This is a genomic window from Mesorhizobium sp. M0772 (genome assembly GCF_040320135.1).
GTDB lineage: Bacteria > Pseudomonadota > Alphaproteobacteria > Rhizobiales > Rhizobiaceae > Mesorhizobium.
Window position 1 is genome coordinate 1 of the sequence record NZ_JAMYPB010000062.1, and the last position, 19,787, is coordinate 19,787.

General features: G+C 63.5%; 11 protein-coding genes and 2 pseudogenes. 7 read left to right on the top strand and 6 right to left on the bottom strand.

Going from position 1 to position 19,787, the window contains the following annotated elements; all coding sequences use genetic code 11:
* From NKI06_RS27460 to NKI06_RS27475, 4 genes and pseudogenes are all read left to right on the top strand, one after another.
* Positions 1–559: pseudogene (locus NKI06_RS27460) on the top strand (DUF58 domain-containing protein); the annotation flags it as partial.
* Positions 556–1,575: a stage II sporulation protein M gene (locus NKI06_RS27465; protein ID WP_352987689.1), complete on the top strand. Its 1,020-nt coding sequence runs from the start codon at positions 556–558 to the stop codon at positions 1,573–1,575. The pseudogene NKI06_RS27460 and the gene NKI06_RS27465, both read left to right, overlap by 4 nt.
* Positions 1,562–2,428 (top strand): RDD family protein, encoded by an 867-nt coding sequence (locus tag NKI06_RS27470; protein WP_023698034.1) that lies wholly within the window; start codon positions 1,562–1,564, stop codon positions 2,426–2,428. Before NKI06_RS27465 ends, NKI06_RS27470 begins: the two co-directional genes overlap by 14 nt.
* Positions 2,429–2,563: 135 nt before the next feature.
* Positions 2,564–2,794 (top strand): hypothetical protein, encoded by a 231-nt coding sequence (locus tag NKI06_RS27475; RefSeq protein WP_352741688.1) that lies wholly within the window; start codon positions 2,564–2,566, stop codon positions 2,792–2,794.
* Between the two features lie 7 nt (positions 2,795–2,801).
* Here NKI06_RS27475 and NKI06_RS27480 read toward each other — a convergent pair whose 3' ends face one another.
* Positions 2,802–3,488: a D-lyxose/D-mannose family sugar isomerase gene (locus tag NKI06_RS27480; RefSeq protein ID WP_023694398.1), complete on the bottom strand. Its 687-nt coding sequence runs from the start codon at positions 3,486–3,488 to the stop codon at positions 2,802–2,804.
* 151 nt (positions 3,489–3,639) lie between these two features.
* Between NKI06_RS27480 and NKI06_RS27485 the strand changes: the two genes are divergently transcribed.
* The 3 genes and pseudogenes from NKI06_RS27485 (at position 3,640) to NKI06_RS27495 (ending at position 5,361) form a co-directional block, all read left to right on the top strand.
* Positions 3,640–4,698 carry a D-TA family PLP-dependent enzyme gene (locus tag NKI06_RS27485; RefSeq protein ID WP_352987692.1) on the top strand — a complete coding sequence of 353 codons (1,059 nt, stop codon included), beginning with the start codon at positions 3,640–3,642 and terminating at the stop codon, positions 4,696–4,698.
* A gap of 69 nt (positions 4,699–4,767) precedes the next feature.
* Positions 4,768–5,072: pseudogene (locus NKI06_RS27490) on the top strand (type II toxin-antitoxin system RelE/ParE family toxin).
* A complete protein-coding gene (locus NKI06_RS27495) occupies positions 5,065–5,361 on the top strand; it encodes an addiction module antidote protein (RefSeq protein ID WP_023672893.1) in 297 nt (98 codons plus the stop codon). The pseudogene NKI06_RS27490 and the gene NKI06_RS27495 overlap by 8 nt, the downstream one beginning before the upstream one ends.
* Before the next feature lie 47 nt (positions 5,362–5,408).
* Here the strand turns inward: NKI06_RS27495 and NKI06_RS27500 are convergent, their stop codons facing one another.
* From NKI06_RS27500 to NKI06_RS27520, 5 genes are all read right to left on the bottom strand, one after another.
* Positions 5,409–7,040 (bottom strand): tetratricopeptide repeat-containing sulfotransferase family protein, encoded by a 1,632-nt coding sequence (locus NKI06_RS27500; RefSeq protein ID WP_352987693.1) that lies wholly within the window; start codon positions 7,038–7,040, stop codon positions 5,409–5,411.
* 35 nt (positions 7,041–7,075) lie between these two features.
* Complete coding sequence (locus NKI06_RS27505; protein WP_352987694.1) at positions 7,076–7,759, bottom strand: outer membrane protein; 684 nt, start codon at positions 7,757–7,759, stop codon at positions 7,076–7,078.
* A gap of 201 nt (positions 7,760–7,960) precedes the next feature.
* Complete coding sequence (locus NKI06_RS27510) at positions 7,961–8,713, bottom strand: heme ABC transporter permease (protein WP_023694401.1); 753 nt, start codon at positions 8,711–8,713, stop codon at positions 7,961–7,963.
* Positions 8,714–8,886: 173 nt separating this feature from the next.
* Positions 8,887–10,659 carry a glucan ABC transporter ATP-binding protein/ permease gene (locus NKI06_RS27515; RefSeq protein ID WP_023672897.1) on the bottom strand — a complete coding sequence of 591 codons (1,773 nt, stop codon included), beginning with the start codon at positions 10,657–10,659 and terminating at the stop codon, positions 8,887–8,889.
* A 342-nt stretch (positions 10,660–11,001) separates the two neighbouring features.
* Positions 11,002–19,581: a glycoside hydrolase family 94 protein gene (locus NKI06_RS27520; protein WP_352987695.1), complete on the bottom strand. Its 8,580-nt coding sequence runs from the start codon at positions 19,579–19,581 to the stop codon at positions 11,002–11,004.
* Positions 19,582–19,787 lie beyond the last annotated feature (206 nt).

Sequence of the window (19,787 nt, forward strand, 5' to 3'; positions counted from 1 at the left end):
ATCCGAGAGCCTCCGTTGTGTGGGGGGCGCGGAGATTTTTATATGCCACCGTATGGGGGGTGACTGGGTCTCCGTGTGGGGCTGCGACGCGGGGCCGCGCGTTTCCAGCGGCGCCGTGCGCGGCTCCGCCAGCTTCGCCATGATCCAGAAGCGGGCGGCGGAAATCGACTATTCCACCGAAGAGACCAATTTCACTTTGGCGCTGACGACGCTGGCGGCGCGGCTCGACCGGCGCTCGCTGGTGATCATCTTCACCGACTTCGTCGATCCGATCAGCGCCGAACTGATGCTGCGCACGGTCGGCCGGCTCACCGAACGGCATCTGGTGCTGTTCATGATGATGAAGGATGTCGAACTGGAGACACTGGCCGACATGCCGCCGGACGCACCGGAGGATGTGGCGCGCTCCGTCGTCGCCGGCGGGCTGCTGCGCGAAAGGCAGGTCGTCATCGGCAGGCTCAGGCTGCTCGGCGCGCATGTCATCGAAGCCGACCACCAGAGGCTCGGACCGGCGCTGGTCGAGCGCTATCTCGAGCTGAAGCGAGAGGATCTGTTGTGAACGCGCTGGTCGGCAAGGATGCCGTGCGCCAGTCGCTGGCGAGCTTCCGTTCGGAGCGCGAGGCCGACTGGAAGGCGTTCGAGGCGCTGCTCGCCCGGGTCGAGAAACGCGCGCCGCGCACGCTCTCGGAAGACGAACTGCTGTCGCTGCCGCTGCTCTACCGCTCGGCGCTGTCCTCGCTCTCGGTGGCGCGGGCGACCTCGCTCGACAATGCCTTGGTCGGCTATCTCGAGGCGCTGTGCCTGCGCGGCTATTTCTACCTCTATGGCGCACGCCGAGGGTTGCGGCAGCGCATCGGCGATTTCTTCCTGCATGACTGGCCGCATGCCATTCGCGATTTGTGGCGCGAGACCTTGCTGTCGGTCGTCCTGACGTTTGTCGGTCTCGGCGCCGGCTACTGGCTGGTGGCGAAGGACAAGGGCTGGTTCGACGCCATCATCCCGCCGAGCCTGGCCGGCGGGCGCAACCCGGATGCATCGGCGGAAGTGCTGCGGCAGGTGCTTTATGACGGCGCCGACAGCAATTTCCTGTCGGGCTTCGCCGCCTATCTGTTCACGCACAATGTCCAGGTGGCGATCCTGGCCTTCGCGCTCGGCTTTGCCTTCGCGGTGCCGAGCGTGCTCCTGATCCTGATGAATGGCTGCCTGCTCGGCGCGATGTTCCAGATCTACATCGCCAAGGGGCTCGGGCTGGAGCTGGGCGGCTGGCTGTCCATCCACGGCACCACCGAGATGTTCGCGATCGCCTTGGCGGGCGCCGCCGGCATGCGCATCGGCACGCGCATCGCCTTCCCCGGCGAACTGACGCGGATGACGGCGGCAGCCGATGCCGGGCGCGTGGCCGCAACCACCATGGTCGGGGTGACGATCATGCTTTTGTTTGCCGGCCTGCTCGAAGGCATCGGCAGGCAGGTGATCACCAGCGACGTGACACGCTACGCCATTGGCGGCGGCATGCTGACGCTGTGGCTCTGTTATTTCTATGTGTTCAGGGTGGTGCGGCATGGCGACCGCTAGGCGTGCTGCCGTCTCGACGATACGGCCGCTGATCACGCCGGAAGGGGTCGATCTCCGGATCAAGCTCGCCGATGCCGGCACTCGCGCCGCCGCCTTCTTGCTCGACTTTGTCATCATCATCGTCACGGCGATCGTGATCTCGATCGTTGCACTGTTCGGGCTGGCCGGCCTCAAAGGCGAAGGCGCGCAGCCGCTGTTCATCGTCTGGATCATCCTGATCTTCTTCCTGCGCAACGCCTATTTCATCGTCTTCGAGGCCGGCCGCCGCGCCGCCACGCCCGGCAAACGGATGCTCGGCATCCGGGTGGCTTCGCGCAGCGGCGCCGGCCTGTCGGTGGATCAGGTCATCGCCCGCAACCTGATGCGCGAGATCGAGATCTTCCTGCCGCTGTCGATCATCCTAGGCCGCAGCCAGATGGGGCTCGCCGACACGCTGTCGACGATCTTCGGGCTGGTGTGGACGCTGCTGTTTGCGCTCTTCCCGCTGTTCAACCGCGACCGCATGCGCATCGGCGACCTGCTGGCCGGAACCTGGGTGGTGGAGGCGCCCAAGCTGGCGCTGGTCGAAGACCTGTCGCAACGCCAGGATACCACCACCCGCGCCTTCCGCTTCACCCAGGCGCAGCTCGATGCCTATGGCATCGCCGAACTGCACAAGCTGGAAGAGGTGCTGCGCCGCGACGACTATTTCGCGCTGAAAGCCGTGGCCGAAACGATCGGGCGCAAGATCGGCATGACAATCGAGCCGGTCGATTCCAGGGCCTTCCTCACCGCCTATTATGGCGAGCTGCGGGCACAGCTTGAGCGCAAGCTTTTGCTGGGGACGCGTAAGGCGGATAAGTACCAGCGGTAGATCGGAGTTCGGGATGCCGGCTCAAGTTAGCGAAGCGGAAAAGCCAGAATAGAACGCGCCATTCAGGCGGCAGTCTCCGGATCCTGGAAGGAATTTGCAGAACTCACCGACGAACCGTTTCCAAACGATGCATCGATGAGGGAGCAATTCGGAGATACTTCTTCCCGACTTCAGCAAGCCGACGGAAATTGGGAAATGACCTCAGGCATAGGTATCGTGCCTGACGGCAGCGCGCGCCTGATCACAGTCTTGATCAAGGCGCCGCCCACCGTGGATATTGTCCTGACGCTGCACAGCACGAGCGATCGGGATGACAGCACGATCAGCATCTGGACCTTCTTTCAGCAGGTGAATTGGGGCGATTAGGCATCGCCTACCCCACCCACTTCTCATAGTCCGACACCAAAAGGTGCACCGGCGCGACATCCTCGTCGATGTTGGAGAAGCGGCCGATCGGCTCGCGGAAGACGTTGTCGGTGAGATCGTCATTGACGGTCGAGACCTCACCGATCAGCACATCCTTGCCCTCGGCCCAGAAGGCGTGCCAGACGCCGGGCAGCAGCGTCACGCTCTGGCCCGGGTCGAGCTTCAGGAGCCCGCCTGCCGGCAGCCTGTGGATGGTGCCGTCGACCGGCACCGTCACTTCGGCCTTCGGATCGATGCCGCCGTCGCGATCGTGCATGAACAGTTCCAGCACGAGCTTACCGCCGCCGCGGTTGATGATGTCCTCGGCCTTGATGTTGTGGCGGTGCATCGGCGACAGCTGATCCTTGCGCGAGATCATGATCTTCTCGGCATAAAGCATGCCCATGCCCTTCTTCATGTCGGCATAGACGCCGTTGCGAACGGTGAACAGGAACAGGCCGAGTTCGTCGAATTTTTCCTGGCCGTAATCGGTGATGTCCCAACCGAGCCGCGAGGTGAAAATGGCGGCGGAGTCGGCCTTGCGCGCCTTCATCTCTTCCGGGCTCCAGTAGGCGAAGGGCGGCATGATGTAGCCGAACGAGCGGATGAAGGCGTCTGCATCGCGGATGATGTCGTTGACGGTGGAGCGTTTCATGATCGTGATCCCTTCGCGTCGCGTTCCCTGGAGTTATCTGAAGCGCATAGCCGAACAGCGCTGCGGTGTCGACGCAAACTGCGTGCTGGCCCCATGACATCCGTGCGGATCGGGGTCATAAGTCCAGCCAGATTTCCCAGGGTGATATTTCATGCAAGGCATAGACGACCTCGACACGCCGGCGATCCTCATCGACGCAGCCCGCGCCGAAGCCAACATCACACGAGCGCAGGCGCATGCCGACCGCCGCGGGCTGAAACTCAGGCCGCACATCAAGACGCACAAGCTGCCTTATTGGGCGAAGAAGCAGCTGGCGGCCGGCGCGGTCGGCATCACCTGCCAGAAGATCGGCGAAGCCGAAGTGATGGCCGATGCCGGGCTGACCGATATTTTCCTGCCCTACAACATCCTTGGCCGCGCCAAGCTGGAGCGGCTCAAGGCCCTGCATGGCCGTGTGACACTGTCAGTGACGGCCGACAGCCTCGAAACGCTGGAGGGGCTCGCCGCCACCTTCACCGATGCAGGGCACCCCCTGCCCGTCCTGGTCGAATGCGACACCGGCATGGGCCGTTGTGGTGTGCAAAGCGCCGCCGAGGCGCTGGCACTGGCGAAGTTGATCGACCAAGCCAAGGGGCTCACCTTCGGCGGGCTGATGACCTACCCCGCGGCCGGCCGCGCCGCCGAGGCTGAATCGTGGCTGGCCGGCGCCAAACAAACGCTCGCGGCCTCGGGCCTCGCCTGTGAACGCATCTCCAGCGGCGGCACGCCTGACATGTGGCGCTCGGGCGAGGACAGCGTGGTGACCGAATACCGCCCCGGCACCTACATCTACCTCGACCGCTACCAGGTCGCCAAAGGCGTCGGCACGCTCGACGATTGTGCGCTGACGGTGCTCGCCACCGTGGTCAGCCATCCGACGCCGGCCCGCGCCATCCTGGACAGCGGCAGCAAGGCGCTGTCCAGCGACACGCTGGGGCTCGCCGATTTTGGCGAGCTGCTCGGCATGCCCGGCGCCCGCGTCACCAGCTTGAGCGAGGAACATGGCACGGTCACGCTTGGAAATGGTGCGAAGCTTCGCATTGGCGAGCGCGTGCGCGTGGTGCCTGATCATTGCTGCGTCGTGACCAACCTGTTCGACCAGGTGCATCTGATCGACGGTGACAAGGTGCTGGAAACGCTGAAGGTGGAAGCGCGTGGGCGGATGGAGTGAGGCTTTTCGTTTTGGAGGCTCGCCCTATTTCGACATTGACGAATTGTAATTTATAACTTACTAGCCCCCATGGCAATCCTGAAGCAGACAGCCACCTTTCGGAGGTGGCACCAAAAGCTGAAAGACGGAAGAGCCAAGGCGGCAATTGCCGTTCGGCTGCAATGTTTGATTGTAGGAAATCCCGGCGACGTGGCCCCAGTGGGTGAAGGCATCAGTGAATTGCGCATTCACTATGGGCCCGGCTATCGCGTTTATTTCATAAGCGCGGTGAAACGGTCATCCTGCTCCTTTGCGGCGGGGATAAAAGTTCACAAGAAACCGACATACGGACAGCAAAGCGCCTGGCCGTAGAATGGAGTGACGACAATGGTTGAAAAAATCTATGATTTCGATCCCGCCGAAATGCTCGATTCCGATACGGCAATCGAGGCGTTTCTGGCAGAGGCAATGGAAACCGGAGACGCCAAATTCGTCGCGTCCGCCCTCGGTGTCGTTGCCCGCGCCAAGGGGATGAGCAACATTGCCAGAAAGACCGGCTTGGCTCGCGAGCATCTTTATACCTCGCTCAGCGAAAACGGTAATCCTACGCTGGAAACCACACTGGCGGTCATGAAAGCATTCGGCTTTCATTTGGCCCCAAAGCACGATGCAACTCAGGTCTAATCTACGCCAGCGCGCGTCGAGCGCGAGGTTGTTCGGGCCAACTGAAATCAGGACGGATAAACCGGACCCAGCGCCGCCTTCAGCGGATCCAGCGCGTCGCCATACAGCTTCCAGCGCTCGACCGAGGATGAATAGATCGGCTGGCGCACCTGCCAGCGGCTCGGCGTCCGCACGGTGCGCTCGGTCTCGTTGAAACGCAGGCAGGCATCGTCCCACTCGATGCCGAGGAATCCGATCAATCCACGGGCGCGATTTTCGAAATCGGCGACCGTTTCTTCGTAGGGCATGTCGTGGATATTCAGCGGGATGACCTTGGTCCAATGGCGCATCAGGCGGTCATACTGCCGGTAATACTGCCCAAGCTTGGTCAGATCGGCATTATAGCCGTGCGCCTCGGAAAAATTATGCATGAAACAGGACGCGCAATTGTCCATCGGGTCACGCCGGCAATGGATGATGCGGGCGTTCGGCAAGATCAGGCTGATGAAGGCCAGCAGCTCGAAATTATGCGGCATCTTGTCGACGACAAGCCGCGCCGTGTTGTTGCGCTTTTTGAGATCGTCGAGATATTTCGATCCAAGCTCCTTGGCCTTGGCCGCAGTGAGCGCCGCCATGGCCTTGGTGAAAATGGCTGGGTCGAGCTTGTCGAACCCAAGTTCGCCGGCAAGTGAACGAATGGTCGACAACTCGCCGGCGCCATGGATATCGCGATGACTGGCGCATATCTGCTCGGTCAGGGTCGTTCCCGACCGTGGCATGCCGACGATGAAGACCGGGCGTCTGGATGGATTTCCCAAATTGGCTCGCGCCTCGAAGAAGCCGGCGTCGAAAGTGTCGATGAAGCTGTCGTAAAGCTGGGTGTGCCGGTCGATGTCGAAATCATTGCCGGAAATCGCCTTGGCCCTCGCGAAATGGCGGAAGGCCGGGCTATACTCGCGCTGATCATTGAGCATCTTGCCGGCGGCGTGGTGCAGCACTACCCGCTCGCGATCGGTGGTTGTCGGCAATTCCAGGCGTTTCAGCACCAAAGGCAACGTCGGATCGTCCTTGACCGCCCGGCGCGCAAGCGCCATTCCAGCCAGCGCCTCGACATGGCCCGGGTCGATGGCAAGGGCCTTGCTGAAGCATTCGACCGCCTCGGCCGGCCGGCCAATGTCGGTGAGCAAATCGCCCATACCGGCAAGTGCCATCACCGACTGGCCGTCGATAGCCAGCGCCTGGCGATAGAACCCTTCGGCAATGTCGCCCTCGAGCTGGCTGCGGTAGGAGCGGCCGAGATTGCACAGCGCTTCGATGAGCCCTCCGTCGAGCTCGATCGCCTTTCTCAGATGTCTGCGCGCCTTGTCGACGTTGCCGGTGACATTGTAGGCATTGCCGAGATTGTTGCGGAAGATGGCGTTGTCCGGTTCGAGCTTGACCGCCTTTTCCATATAGGCAATGGCGGCGTCATGATGCTCGGCCTCGATGGCCAGCGTGCCCATCAGGTTCAGCGCCATGGCATTTTTGGGCTGCGTGCGAAGCACCGTCTGGTAGCAGAACTCGGCCTCGCGAAAACGCTTGCGCCGTTGCAGGTCGATGCCGCGCTGCAATGTCTTTTCCGCCGGTTCACCGGCGGACGGCAGCGAAGCTGGGATCATTGCCGGCAGGCCCAGGGGTTGCCGGCGTGGCAAGAGCGGCATCCGTCAAATCCCGGTCGGGGCCTGCGACGAACCAATCAGAACTTCAGGGTAACGCCAAGCTGGAGATTGTGGGAGTACAATTTGGCGTCCTCGTATGTGCCGCCGCCATCATTGTCGTCTAGATCCACGCTTGTCACGGCCTTAAAGCGGTAACCGAAATCGAGGTCGACATTCTGCGTTACCGCGTAGGTAACACCGGCGCCCACCTGGCCGGCGAAACCCCAGCCGCCAGGCCCGTATCCATAGGCGTGGCCATCAAAGTGAGTATCGGCGGTAACATAGGCCGCGCCGAGACCGCCGCCGACATAGAGTTTGGCATCACCAAAATGCGCAACATCGGCCCAGACGTTGGCGAGAAGATAGGTGGCCGACAGATTGCCGGAAGCTGGGCCGGAACCTTGGTCGGCAGGAGGGAAGCTGAAGCTGTACTCGCTTGCCTTGTAGCGCGCGTAGGACAGTTCGCCTTCCACGCGGAACGTGTCGTTGATCCGCCGACCGACAGCGCCGCCGATCACGAACCCACTGTCAAGATCCACGGAATACCGACCACTATCGTAGTCCGTCTTCACATTGTTGGCAAAGCTGGCGCCGCCGAAGAGCGTGACGTACCAGAGATCCTCCGCTCTCGGCACGTCGACAAGCGCGTCTGCGGCGTAGGCCGAACTCCAGCCAAGCGCCAATGCAAATGTCGAAACGCCAGCCAGCAGGCACAGTTTCATCGTCGAATCCCCTCGCAACAACTAGTGACTAATATCACTCTTGCTTGGCGGCGGAGCTGTCAAGAACGCAAACGAGATCAAGGACCAAAGCGAGGTCGGGAACGATCTTTTGAGAATTCTTGTTGCCGCACCGCAACATAGCAGCACATGCTAATGTTTCTGGCGGCAGGCGCATGGCTGTCCCTTCCGTTTGAAATCGCGCTAGTCGGCCTGCCTTGCCGCCACCCTGCGCATGGAGATCACCCGCCGGCGGCGGATCTCGGTGCGCATCGCCGTCAAATGCAGCGCGAAGAACAGCACGGTGAAGCCGAGCGCCATCACCAGCAGCGGCCATAGCAGGCTGGGATCGATCGTCGGCCCGCCGAGCCGGAACACCGAGGCCGGCTGGTGCAGCGTGTTCCACCAGTCGACCGAGAATTTGATGATCGGGATGTTGATGAAGCCGACCAGCGTGATGATGGCGGCAGCCCAGGCGGCGCGGCTGGCGTCATCCAGCGCGCGCGTCAGCGCGATGATGCCGAGATACATAAGAAAGAGGATGAAGACCGAGGTCAGACGCGCGTCCCAGACCCACCAGGTGCCCCACATCGGCTTGCCCCAGATGGAGCCGGTCACCAGAGCAAGCGCGGTGAAGGTGGCGCCGATCGGGGCTGCAGATTTTAGCGCGACGTCGGCCAGCGGATGGCGCCAGACCAGCGTGCCGAGCGCGGCGGCCGCCATCACCGTGTAGCACATCATGGCGAGCCAGGCGAAAGGCACGTGGATATACATGATGCGGACCGTGATGCCCTGCTGGAAATCCTCAGGCGCGGCAAAGCTCATATAGAGACCGATGGCTAACAGGATCGCGGCGATCGACGCCAGCCACGGCACCAGCCTGTCGGCCAGCCCGACAAAGCGCGTCGGGTTGGCGAGGTCGGTCCAGCCGGCGAGGCGTGAGGAGGTGTCGCTCATAAGGTCTAGATAGACCGGCGGCGCGTTCGGGGCAATCGAGCGGTTGTCGCAGTGCTTACCCTCCCCCCTTGTGGGGCGGGCGCGGCCACGCGCCGGGGGGGGGGTGGGGGGGGCCCCCCCCCCCCCCCCGGACCCCACGGGGCCGACCGCCCCACAAGGGGGAGGTAAAAAGCTTACGCCGCTTCGATATTCACGGTGCGGCTGAGGCGGCGGACTTCCTCGTCGTTGAGCAGGCCGCCGGCGCGCAGCAGGCTGGCGAAACGGCCATTGCGCAGCGACAGTTCGGCGAAGCCGCCCATCTCGACCACCTTGCCCTTGTCCATGAACACGACCAGGTCGGCGTCGCGGACGGTGGTCAGGCGGTGGGCGATGATGAAGGTGGTGCGGTTGCGCCTCAGTTCGTCGATGGCTTCCTTGACGCGGTCCTCGGTCTCGACATCGAGCGCGCTCGTTGCCTCGTCGAGCACCAGGATCGGTGCGTCCTTGAGCACGGCGCGGGCAATGGCGATGCGCTGACGCTCGCCGCCTGAAAGCTGGCCGCCGCGCTCGCCGACGACGGTGTCATAGCCGGCGCTCTTGGCAAGGATGAAATCCTGCGCGGCAGCCGCATTGGCGGCGGCGTGAACCTCGTCATAAGTCGCCTCGGCACGACCGACGCGGATGTTGTCCTCGATCGAGCGGTTGAGCAGGCCGGCATCCTGGAAGACGGTGGCGATCGAATGACGCAGCGACTTGCGGGTCACCGTGCGGGTGTCGATGCCGTCGATCAGGATACGGCCATGAGACGGCGAGAAGACGCGCTGCAAGAGGTTGATCAGCGTCGTCTTGCCGGCGCCGGTCGGGCCGACGATGGCAACCGTCTGCCCGGCCTGGACTTCGAAGGAGACGTCGTCGACGCCCTGCCTCGAATTGGCAAACTCGAAGCCGACATTCTCGAAGCGGACGTGGCCGGTGACGTTGGTGAGGTCGCGCAAGCCGTCCGGCTCGGCGGAGTCGGCGGCCGAATCCTCGAGGTGATAGAAGTCCTCGAGCTTGGCGCGGGCTTCCGAAATCTGGTTGGCGAAAGCCGACATCTGGTCGAGGCGGGCAATCAGCAGCGTGGCAAAGCCGGTGAAGGCGATAACGTCGCCGATCTTGAGCTGGCCATGGGTGACGAGATAGGCGCCGATCAAAAGCACAACCATCATCGAAATGGTCGACGACAGGCGGTGCAGCGCATTGGCCATCGCCCACCAGTCGAGCACCGGGTTCTGAGCGTCGAGCAGGTTCTTGACATAGCGGCGCAGCGTATCGGCCTCGTGGCCGAGACGGTTGTAGCTCTGCAGCACGGCGACGTTGCTGACCGAGTCGGTCACATGCGCGAACACCTGATGATAGTGGCGCTCGACGGCGGCCTGGCCTGCCTTGGTGCGCTTCATCACAAGCCGGCCGATGCCGACATAGAGAACGCCCAGCGCCATCAGCACCAGCGACATGCGCAGATCCATGCTTATCGCGGTCGGAATCAGCAGAGCCAGCGCAACCGCCGTCGACAGATGCTGGCGCATGAATTCAAGCCACAGGCTGAACAGCGTCTCGACGGCGCGCAACAGCGTGTGCAGCGCGTTGGAGGTGCCGCGCTGGTGGTGCCAGGCGAGCGGCATGGTGATCACGCGCTCGAACGACTGGCACAGCACCTCGCTGCGCCGCTTGTGGGCAAAACGGTCGGCGCCGCGCGCCACCAGCACGAAGGCGACGATGTTAAAGGCGCCGAGCCCGGCCCACAGCGCCAGGGTCGAAAACACCGAACCCTTATCGGAGATGGCGTCGATCACCCGGCCGAACATGATCGGCTCGAGGATGGCGATAATGGCGAGCGCGACATTCGCACCGCAGATAAACGCAACGCGCTTCCTGTCGGCTGCGAGATAACCCAGCGCTCTCCAGTAGATTTGCAGAAGTGACACTTCAGCTACTCCGCCCAAAACATTATTGTGCACCGCACCATTTCTTGACACGTACCGGTTAACGGGTCGCAAAACAATGCCCGTCTACCTCTTCCGTTCCCATTCTGCGAACAAAAGATGACGACGTTGCGAAATCTGCCGTGATCACCTAACGGTTTGAGATAAAAGGTGAAATGTCAGTCTTGCGGCAAAATCATGGCAGGATCTGGCGCTGCCACATTTTTAGTCACTGCACGCTTGGCCCGCCGGTCCGGGAAGGCACGCCGTACTGCGCCAGGAGCATGCCCAAGTAGAAAACGCGCGCCTCGTAAGGCGCGCGTCAACAATCTGAAGCCCTTGATTTTACGCGGGTATCTTGACGACCACCTCGGTCTTGTCGCCGGCCTTCGGCTGAAAACCGGAAGACTTTGTCTTGGTTCCATTGACTTCGAGCGAGATGGATTTGGCCTTTTTGTCGCGGATGACGCGAACCTTGACCTCCGCCCCCAGCATCTTCAGCGTTGCAGAATAGCCGTCCCAATGGCTGGGCAGTTTCGGCCGGAACGTGATCTGCTTGCCCCGCCGCTCGATGCCCAGAATGCCTTCGACCGCAGCACGGTAGAGCCATCCCGCTGAGCCCGTATACCAGGTCCAGCCGCCGCGACCGCCCTTGTCCTCACCGGAATAGATGTCGGCGGCGACGACGTACGGCTCGACGCGATAATGCTCGGCCGATGCATCGTCGAGCGCATGGTTGACCGGGTTCAGCATCGAGAAGCAGCGATAGGCATCGTCGGTGCGGCCCATTTCGGCGAGCGCGATCACGAACCAGGTCGCCGCATGGGTGTACTGGCCGCCGTTCTCGCGCACGCCCGGCGGATAACTCTTGATGTAACCAGGGTCCTTTCTCGTGTTCTGGAAGGCCGGGGTAAACAGTTTGACGATCTTGAGCTTGTCGTCGACCAGCAGGTTCGTCGCCTGCTGCATCGCCGTGGTCGAGCGCGCGGGGTCGCCCTCGCCGGAGAGCACGCTCCAGGACTGCGCGATGGAGTCGATCTTGCACTCGTCCGAATTGTGCGAGCCAAGCGGCGTGCCGTCATCGTAGCTGCCGCGGCGATACCACTGGCCGTCCCAGGCGGTGCTTTCCAGCGCCCGCTTCAGCACATCGGCGTGTTTTGTCCAGGCCTGCGCCCGCTTGGTGTCGCCCTGCCCCTTGGCCACGGTGGTAAAGTCGCCCAGCGTCTTCAAAAGGAACCAGCCGAGCCAGACACTCTCCCCCTTGCCGGCTTCGCCGACGCGGTTCATGCCGTCGTTCCAGTCGCCGCCGAGGATCAGCGGCAGCCCGGCCGGGCTGCTGCGCTTGACCGCAAGGTCGAGCGCGCGCGCGCAATGGTCGTAGAGCGAAGCGTTCGTCTTGGAGATTTCCGGCGTGAAGAAGGCGTCGTGCTCGCCCTCGCCCAGCACCTGCCCGTCGATGAAAGGCAGCTGCTCCTTCAGGATCCCTGTATCGCCGGTCACCTCGATGTAGCGATTGGTGGCATGCGCCAGCCAGACCACATCGTCGGAGATCATGGTGCGCACGCCGGCGTCGGTGCGCGGCAACCACCAATGCTGGACATCGCCTTCGGGGAACTGCCGGCGCGCCGCATTGAGGATCTGGTCGCGCGCCAGTTTCGGATCATGCGCAAGCAGGGCCAGCGTGTCCTGCAGCTGGTCGCGGAAGCCGAAGGCGCCGCTTGCCTGATAAAAGGCCGAGCGGGCGCGGATGCGGCAGGCCAGGCTCTGATAGGGCAGCCAGTGATTGACCATGGCGTCGAGCGCCTTGTCGGGCGTCTCGACCTGGATGGTGTCGAGGAAGCCGCGCCAGACGCGTTCATTGTCGGCCAGCCGCTGGTCGAAATCCTTGCCCGAATGGGTCTGCACCAACGCGCTCGCCTCGGCTGATGTGGCGGCGTCGCCAAGCAGCCAGACCAGCGTGACGTCGCCGCCGGCGGGGATGTCGACATCGCTGGCGACAGCTGCGCACGGATCGTCGCCGGCCTCGACGCGGCCCGACAGGCCGGCTCCGCTGACGACGGCGTGCGGGAAGGCGCTGGTGCCATGCCTGCCGATGAACTCGCCGCGATCGGCTGTCACCGAATGCACCGGACCAGTGGCGGCCAGGAAGGCCACCCGGTCGCCGAAATCGAGACCGTAGGGGTTTTGCGCCAGAAGCGCGCCAGTCGCTGGATCCCTGGACGGGATGATGGTCGCAGCCGTGCTCGAGCGATGGCTGCCGAGGACCCATTCGGCATAGGCATAGACGCGCAGCCGCGCCGGCGCCGAGCCTGAGTTCTGGATGCGCAGCCGCGTGATCTTCACTGGATCGACGGGATCGACGACGTGCGTCAGATCCATCGACAGCGGGCCGCGTTTGGACCGGAAGGTGGAGAAGCCCTGGCCGTGCCATGTCTCATAGGTCATCGAGGGATCGCGGACCACGGCAGCCAGCGGCGAGAATGCCTTGCCGCTGGCCTGATCGTAGATGTAGATGCCCTCGCCCGGCCGGTTGGTGACCGGATCATTCGACCATGGCGTCAGCTGGTAATCGCGGCTGTTGCGGCTCCAGGTGAAGGCAGCGCCTTCGGCCGAGACATGGAATCCGAACGAGGCGTTCGAGACGACGTTGATCCAGGGCTGCGGCGTCGAGCGCCGCCCGGCAAGGCGGGTGACATAGTGGCGGCCGTCGCCCTCGAAACCGCCAAAGCCGTTCCATTGGCTGAGGCCGCTGCCGTCGGCGCTGCTGTCGGACGCGGCATGGTATGCAGGCGCCGCCGGCACCGGCAGAGACGGCTCGCGCAGCGACGCGGGGGCCACCGGCTGCAGGGCATCGCGTGCTTGCAAGGCTGCCGCCTCGGCGCGTTCGATCTGGTCGAAGATGGTGCCGTTGCGCGTGTGCAGAACCACGCGGGCAACCGCCAGCAGCGTCTTGTACGTCGCCTCGTCCATGAGGTCGCGGCGCACGGCGAAGATGTGCTGGCGCGGCCCGAGTTCCTTGCCGCGCAGGCGGCTGTTTTCGCACAGCGTCTCGACCGCGCGCTGCAGGTCCTGGACATAGGACGATGCCTGCTCGTTGACGACCACGAAGTCGATCATCATGCCGCGGGCGCGCATATACTCCTGGAAGCGCAGCGCCTGGGCGACAATTTCGAGGTCGGCCACGTCGCCGATGCGGACCAGGAAGATCGGGAAATCGCCCGAAATGCTGGTCGGCCACAGGCTGGACTGCTTGCCCAGCCCCGAAGCGATGGATTCGCCGGGCAGGCGCAGGAACGGATCGGGATAGATTAGGAAACGCGCCAGCTTCTGCACATTGGCGGCGTCGGTCAGGCTGAGACCAAGATGGCGGGTCTGCACCTGCGAACGCGTCCAGGCAAGCATCGCCTGGCGGGCAAAACTTTCGGGATGGTCGAGCCTGGCGATGGCCTCGTCAAGTTCGGCGCGGTTGGCGCCGACGGCGGTCCAGAAGGTCAGCGATATCTTCTTGTTGGCCGGCACCCGCACCTGGCGGCGCAGGGCCGCTACCGGATCGAGGGTGAAGCCGTGGTGACCGCCAAGCTTGGCGCCGGGATCGAAGGCCGCCGCTTCCGCGATGGTACGGCCACGGCCGATGAAGGCACGGCGGTCGGTTTCGGCCTCGGCATCGCGCGCCGACCCGGACGGATCGGTGACGAAATGCACCATGGTGACGTCAGGCTCGTTCTTCTCGCGCTTGCGCCTGGTGGCAAAGATGGCGCCGTTGTTGGCAGCGATCTCGGTCTCGATAAACATTTTCGAGAACGCAGGATGGGCATTGTCGGAGGCTTCGTTACCCAGCACCAGCTCGGCAAAGGAGGTCACCTCGATATGCCGGTCAGTGGCGCCGTCGTTGTAGAGCGTGACGCGCCGTCCCTCGCCATTGCCTTCCGAGATGACGATGCATTCGACCTCCGAACGCAGCGAGCCCACTGTTTTGACGAAGCTCGCCTTGTCGTCGGAAAACAGCGTTTGCACTCTCTCGCCGGTCGCCTGCTTCGGCTCTGCGGTGGCCGACCACCAGTCGCCGCTGCCGGCGTCGCGCAGGAAGATGTAGGAGCCGAGCCGGTCTTCGGTCGGATCGGGCTGCCAACGGGTGACGGCGAGTTCGCCCCAGCGGCTGTAACCGGAACCGGTGGCCGAGACCATGACGGAGTAGCGGCCATTGGACATGACGCTGGTGGCGCGCAACGCCCTCAGCGGGTCGAGGACGATGCGCGAATCCGGGCTCTCGACCTCGGTCTCGTCCTTCGAGCGCTCGTCGGCTTCGGTCCTGACCGTGGCGGTCGGGATGTCGCGCGGCGCCCTCTCCTGCAGCAGGAGTTCGGCAGACTCGATCACCGGATCGCTGTGGAAGCGGTCGCGCAGGCGGCCCTCGAAGATGGCGTCGGCAACGGCGGCGATCGACATGCCGGAGTGATGCGCCATGTAGTTCAGGACAACAGCGTGGTCGGTGCCTTCCGGCACGCGCTGCGGCGTGAAGTCGACGGCGTCGTAAAAGCCATGCCGGCCGAGAGCGCCGATGGAGCGCAGCCTGGCCAGATTCTGGACGGATTCGCGCGGTGTGAACTGCGCCGCGAGGATCGTGGCGTAAGGCGCGATCACCGTGTTCTGGCCAAGGCCGCGCTTGAGACCAAGTCCGGGCACGCCGAAATTGGTATACTGGTAGGTCAGTTCGCGGTCGCGGGCATTGTAGGCCGCTTCCGAAATGCCCCAGGGCACGTTCTTCGAACGCGCGTACTGCATCTGGCGCTTGATGATCAGCTTGCTGGTCTGGTTGAGGATCGACCCCTGCGGCTCCTTCATTACCAAAGGCGGCATCAGATACTCGAACATCGAGCCCGACCAGGACATCAGCGCACCCTGGAAGCCGATCTCGACAATCGGCCTTCCAAGCCGGAACCAATGCTCCGTGGGCAGGTCACCCTTGGCGATGGCGAACAGGCTGGTCAGCCGCGCCTCGGAGGCGAGCAGATCGTAGCAGCTCTCGTCGAGCTGGTGCTCCTCGACCCGGTAGCCGATCGACAGCAGTTTGCGCTCCTGACGCATCAGGAAAGAGAAATCCATCTCGAAGGCATAGCGGCGGCAGCGTTCGCGCAGCGCCAGCAGCTTGGCGCGCAAGGCTTCGACGGCGTTTTCGTCGCTGTGCGAGTCATGCACATGCGCCTCGCAGGTCGCTTCCAGCCGTGCCGCCCAGTCGGCGATAATGTCGCTCCGCTGCGATCCGGCCTCGGTGTGGATGGCGGTGGCGAGCTTGCGGATCTCGCCGGCAAGCACGGCCAGGTTGATCGTGCGGATCGAGGCCATCTCCGGCTGCGCCTTGATGGTCATGACGGCGCGCCGCATGCCGTCGAGGCGGTCGGCCAGACGCTGGCGCAACGGCCGCAGTTGCCGGCGGTCGTCAGGCAATTCCTCGAGGCTCTCGTCGAGGATGCTCACCGTGTCGAGGACGCCTTCGAAATCGCCCTGCAGGTGAACGGACGGGGCTTCCGCCCATTCGGCGCAGGCAGCCGCCACCGCGACCAGATGTCCGGCGAGATTGCCGCTGTCGACGGCCGAGATGTAAAGCGGATAGAGCGGCTTGAGCGTCGTGGTGTCGTACCAGTTGAAGAGGTGGCCGCGGTTGCGCGGCATGCTCTCGATGGTCGTCATCGTGGCGTCGATGCGGGTGATGGCATCGGAGAGCGCAATCCAGCCGAAATCGCGTGCCGACACCACCGACAGCAGGTAGACGCCGATATTGGTCGGCGACGTCCGCGGCGCCACAACCGGCGCCGGGCTTTCCTGGAAATTGTCGGGCGGCAGATTGTGGTGCTCGGCCGTGACGAAGGTTTCGAAATAATGCCAGGTGCGGCGCGCCACGGTGCGTAGCGCGTGGATGTCGGCCTGCGATATGCGCAGGCGGTCCTCGGTCTCGGCCGAGCGGCTGATCCAGCAGGCAACCGCCGGCGAACCGATCCAGAACAGAGCGAAGAAGAAGGCGACGAAGGCACCGGTGGAATCGGCCAGCACGGGGATGGCGAGACCGACGACGCCGATGATCACGGCGCCATACATCATGCTGTAATAGGAGCCGAGATCGTTGTCGCCGCCCTTGTGCGCCTGCGATGCGGTGCGCCATTCCAGCAGGTTCTGGCGGCTGACGAACAGGCGGTAGAGCGTGCGCACGATGGCGTCGCCCATCATCCAGGCATTGTGCGCCATCAACAGCACTTTCAGCGCCACAAGGGCCGTGCCGAAGACGGTGTCGTGGGCCAGCGCGGAGAAATGGCCGCGCGGCGTCTGGTCGCCGCTCTTGGGCAGGATGGCGTTGACGACATCGAAGGTCGGCGCCATGAACAGCGACAGGATCAGCAGCGCCTGCCACTGCGCGGCCTGCGTGAAGGGCAGCAGCGTCCAGCCGGCAATCGCCGCCATCACCCAGAAGATCGGGGTCAGCGAGCGGCGCAGATTGTCGACCATCTTCCAGCGCGACAGCGCCGGCACGCCGGAACGCGGCGAGACGATGAAGCGCAGCAGCTGCCAGTCGCCGCGCGCCCAGCGGTGGTGGCGCGAGGCGTCGACCGAGTAGCGGGTAGGATAGTCCTCGACCAGTTCGACATCGGTGACAAGTGCTGCGCGCGCCAACGCACCTTCGAGCAGATCGTGGCTGAGGACGGTGTTTTCCTCGATGCGGCCCTGCAGCGCCGCCTCGAAAGCGTCGACGTGATAAAGGCCCTTGCCGGTGAAGGAGCCGTCGCTGAAGACGTCCTGGTAGAGATCCGAGACGGCAAAGACGTAAGGATCGAGACCGCTGTTGGACGAGAAGACGCGCTGGAAGAAAGAAGCGTCGTCGCCGCTGGTGAGCGAGGCTGTGATGCGCGGCTGCAGAATGGTGTAGCCGGCGGTAACGACGCGCTTTGTCGCGTTGAAATGCGGGCGGTTGAGCGGATGGGCGAGCTTGCCGACCAGTGACGACACAGCGTCGCGCGTGGTGCGCGTGTCGGCGTCGAGCGTCATGACATAGACAACCTTTTCCGGCAGCGGCACGTCGAGCGGCAGGAAGGTGGTGTCGCTGTCGCCGCGCAAGAGAAGGTTCAGCTCATGCAGCTTGCCGCGCTTGCGCTCCCAGCCCATCCAGGCGCCCTGCGCCTGGTTGTAGAGCCGGCGGCGATGCAGGATATAGAAACGCGGCGCGCCTTCCGAGGGATAACGGGCATTGAGCCTGGCGATCTCGTCGCGCGCATATTGCAGGATCTCGATGTCGGCGGCGTCGATCTCGGTCTTGGAATCCGGCCAGTCGGACAGCAGCGCGAAATGGATTTCTTCGGCCGTGTTGGCGAGGTGATGCACCTCGATGTTGCGGATGTTTTCCTCGACATCATCGCGCGAGCCGATCAGCGACGGCACCACGACCAAGGTGCGTGATGCCGCTGGAATGCCGTGCTTGTAATCATAGCCGACGAGCCGCGTCGGCTTCAGGAACAGTGAAACAACGGTGTTGAAGAAGGCGAGCGCGCCTTCGCTGGCAGGCACCGCAAACAGCGCCAGCACCAGCGTGATGGATTCCACCGACAGGCCGAGATGGGCAAGCGCATTGCCGGAGACAACCAGCAGTAGCACCGTCAGCAGGAAGACCGGCACAACGATGCCGAGCCAGCCCGTGGCGGTGAAGGCGCGCTTGAAGGTCACATGGAAGGGCGGCCGGTAGCCGATCGCCTCTTCCAGATCCGGCCGGCGCGGGCCGACCAGGAAGAAGCCGACATCGGTATGCATGGCCGGATCGGCTGATGCATCCGGCACGCCGGAGGCATCGGTGACGCCGGGGACATGGCTGGCCAGCTCGATGGCCTTTTCGGCGACACGGAATTCGGACAGGTCGGAGCGGCGCGCCAGTTGCTCGATTGACGTGCGGTACTGGTCGCGCGAAAAGAAATCGAGCGCGGCGAAATCGGTGCGCTCGCGCAACAGCGTGTCGATGCGGCTGACGCCCTCGAACCACACCGTCCAGTCGACGTCGTTGATGAGGCGCAGGCCGCGGATGATGTTGCCGGTGGTGACATTGCCGCTGGACAGCGTGCGATGCTCGGAAATGATGATTTCCTCGGCGTCGGAGCCGGTTTTCTCGAGCTCGACCTCCAGCCATTCCAGCGCCCTGCCGGCATTCTGCGAGCCGTCGCGCAGGCGGTAGAGCAACTGGGTGGCGAAGGTGGTGTCCTGCGCATGCGCGCCGTAGCCCGACAGGATCTTCCGGCGGTCTGCATTGTCGTCGGTCGCCAGCACGCGGTCGGCGACCTCGTTGGCGATATGGCGCATCTGCCTGGTGCGGTCGACGCGCACGGCGATGCGGCGCAGATTCTCGATCAAAACGAAGCGCAGCAGCGACGGCAGCGCCCAGAGCTCGCCGATCTTGAGCGGCTCGACCGACTGAAAACCCTCGACGATGGATTTGAACATGGTCGCCGAAACCGAACTGTCGGAATGGGCGACATAGCTCCAGGCCAGGGCCAGCGCGCGCGGCACCGCGGCGCGATCGGCCACTTCCAGGGTCGGCAACTGCCGGTAGAAACGGCGCGGCAGGTCGCGCTTCACCTGAAAAATGGTCTCCTCGACGAGATAATTGTTGTCGAGCAGCCATTGCGCGGCAGGCGTGATGGTTTCGCCCTTGGCCTGGGCGGCATTGGTCGAGCGGTAGACTTCGAGGATTTTCTTGGCGCTGTCGCGGATGCGGGCCTGGAAATCGAACGGCGTCAGGCCGAACAGGTCCTTGATGTCGCCGTTGGCGAGGCTTTCGCCCAGCGCGCGCAGCCGCTCTTCGGGCAGGAAATTGGAGCGTATCGGCTCTTCGGTGATGACCGGGAAGCCGGCGCTGGACTTTTCGATTTGGGCAGGATTTGTCTGGATATTCATTGAAAATTCCGCATGGGGGACGCGATGCGGCGCCACCGCCACGGCAATGTCCCTAAAACCGATTCAAATGCAATTGGTTGCATGATTACACTGGCCGAAAGTTTTGCTTCGCACCACGCCAGAGGCGTTATCCCTTCGACATTTTAAGCGGGGCTTTCGACAACTCAAGGACGAGCACCCCTGCCCTCCGTCCGCCTTGGAACGAC

Bases quoted from the DNA above. Each gene is read 5' to 3' on its own strand.
- NKI06_RS27470 (WP_023698034.1), top strand. From the start codon at position 1,562: ATGGCGACCGCTAGGCGTGCTGCCGTCTCGACGATACGGCCGCTGATC.
- NKI06_RS27475 (WP_352741688.1), top strand. From the start codon at position 2,564: ATGAGGGAGCAATTCGGAGATACTTCTTCCCGACTTCAGCAAGCCGAC.
- NKI06_RS27480 (WP_023694398.1), bottom strand. From the start codon at position 3,488: ATGAAACGCTCCACCGTCAACGACATCATCCGCGATGCAGACGCCTTC.
- NKI06_RS27485 (WP_352987692.1), top strand. From the start codon at position 3,640: ATGCAAGGCATAGACGACCTCGACACGCCGGCGATCCTCATCGACGCA.
- NKI06_RS27495 (WP_023672893.1), top strand. From the start codon at position 5,065: ATGGTTGAAAAAATCTATGATTTCGATCCCGCCGAAATGCTCGATTCC.
- NKI06_RS27500 (WP_352987693.1), bottom strand. From the start codon at position 7,040: ATGCCGCTCTTGCCACGCCGGCAACCCCTGGGCCTGCCGGCAATGATC.
- NKI06_RS27505 (WP_352987694.1), bottom strand. From the start codon at position 7,759: ATGAAACTGTGCCTGCTGGCTGGCGTTTCGACATTTGCATTGGCGCTT.
- NKI06_RS27510 (WP_023694401.1), bottom strand. From the start codon at position 8,713: ATGAGCGACACCTCCTCACGCCTCGCCGGCTGGACCGACCTCGCCAAC.
- NKI06_RS27520 (WP_352987695.1), bottom strand. From the start codon at position 19,581: ATGAATATCCAGACAAATCCTGCCCAAATCGAAAAGTCCAGCGCCGGC.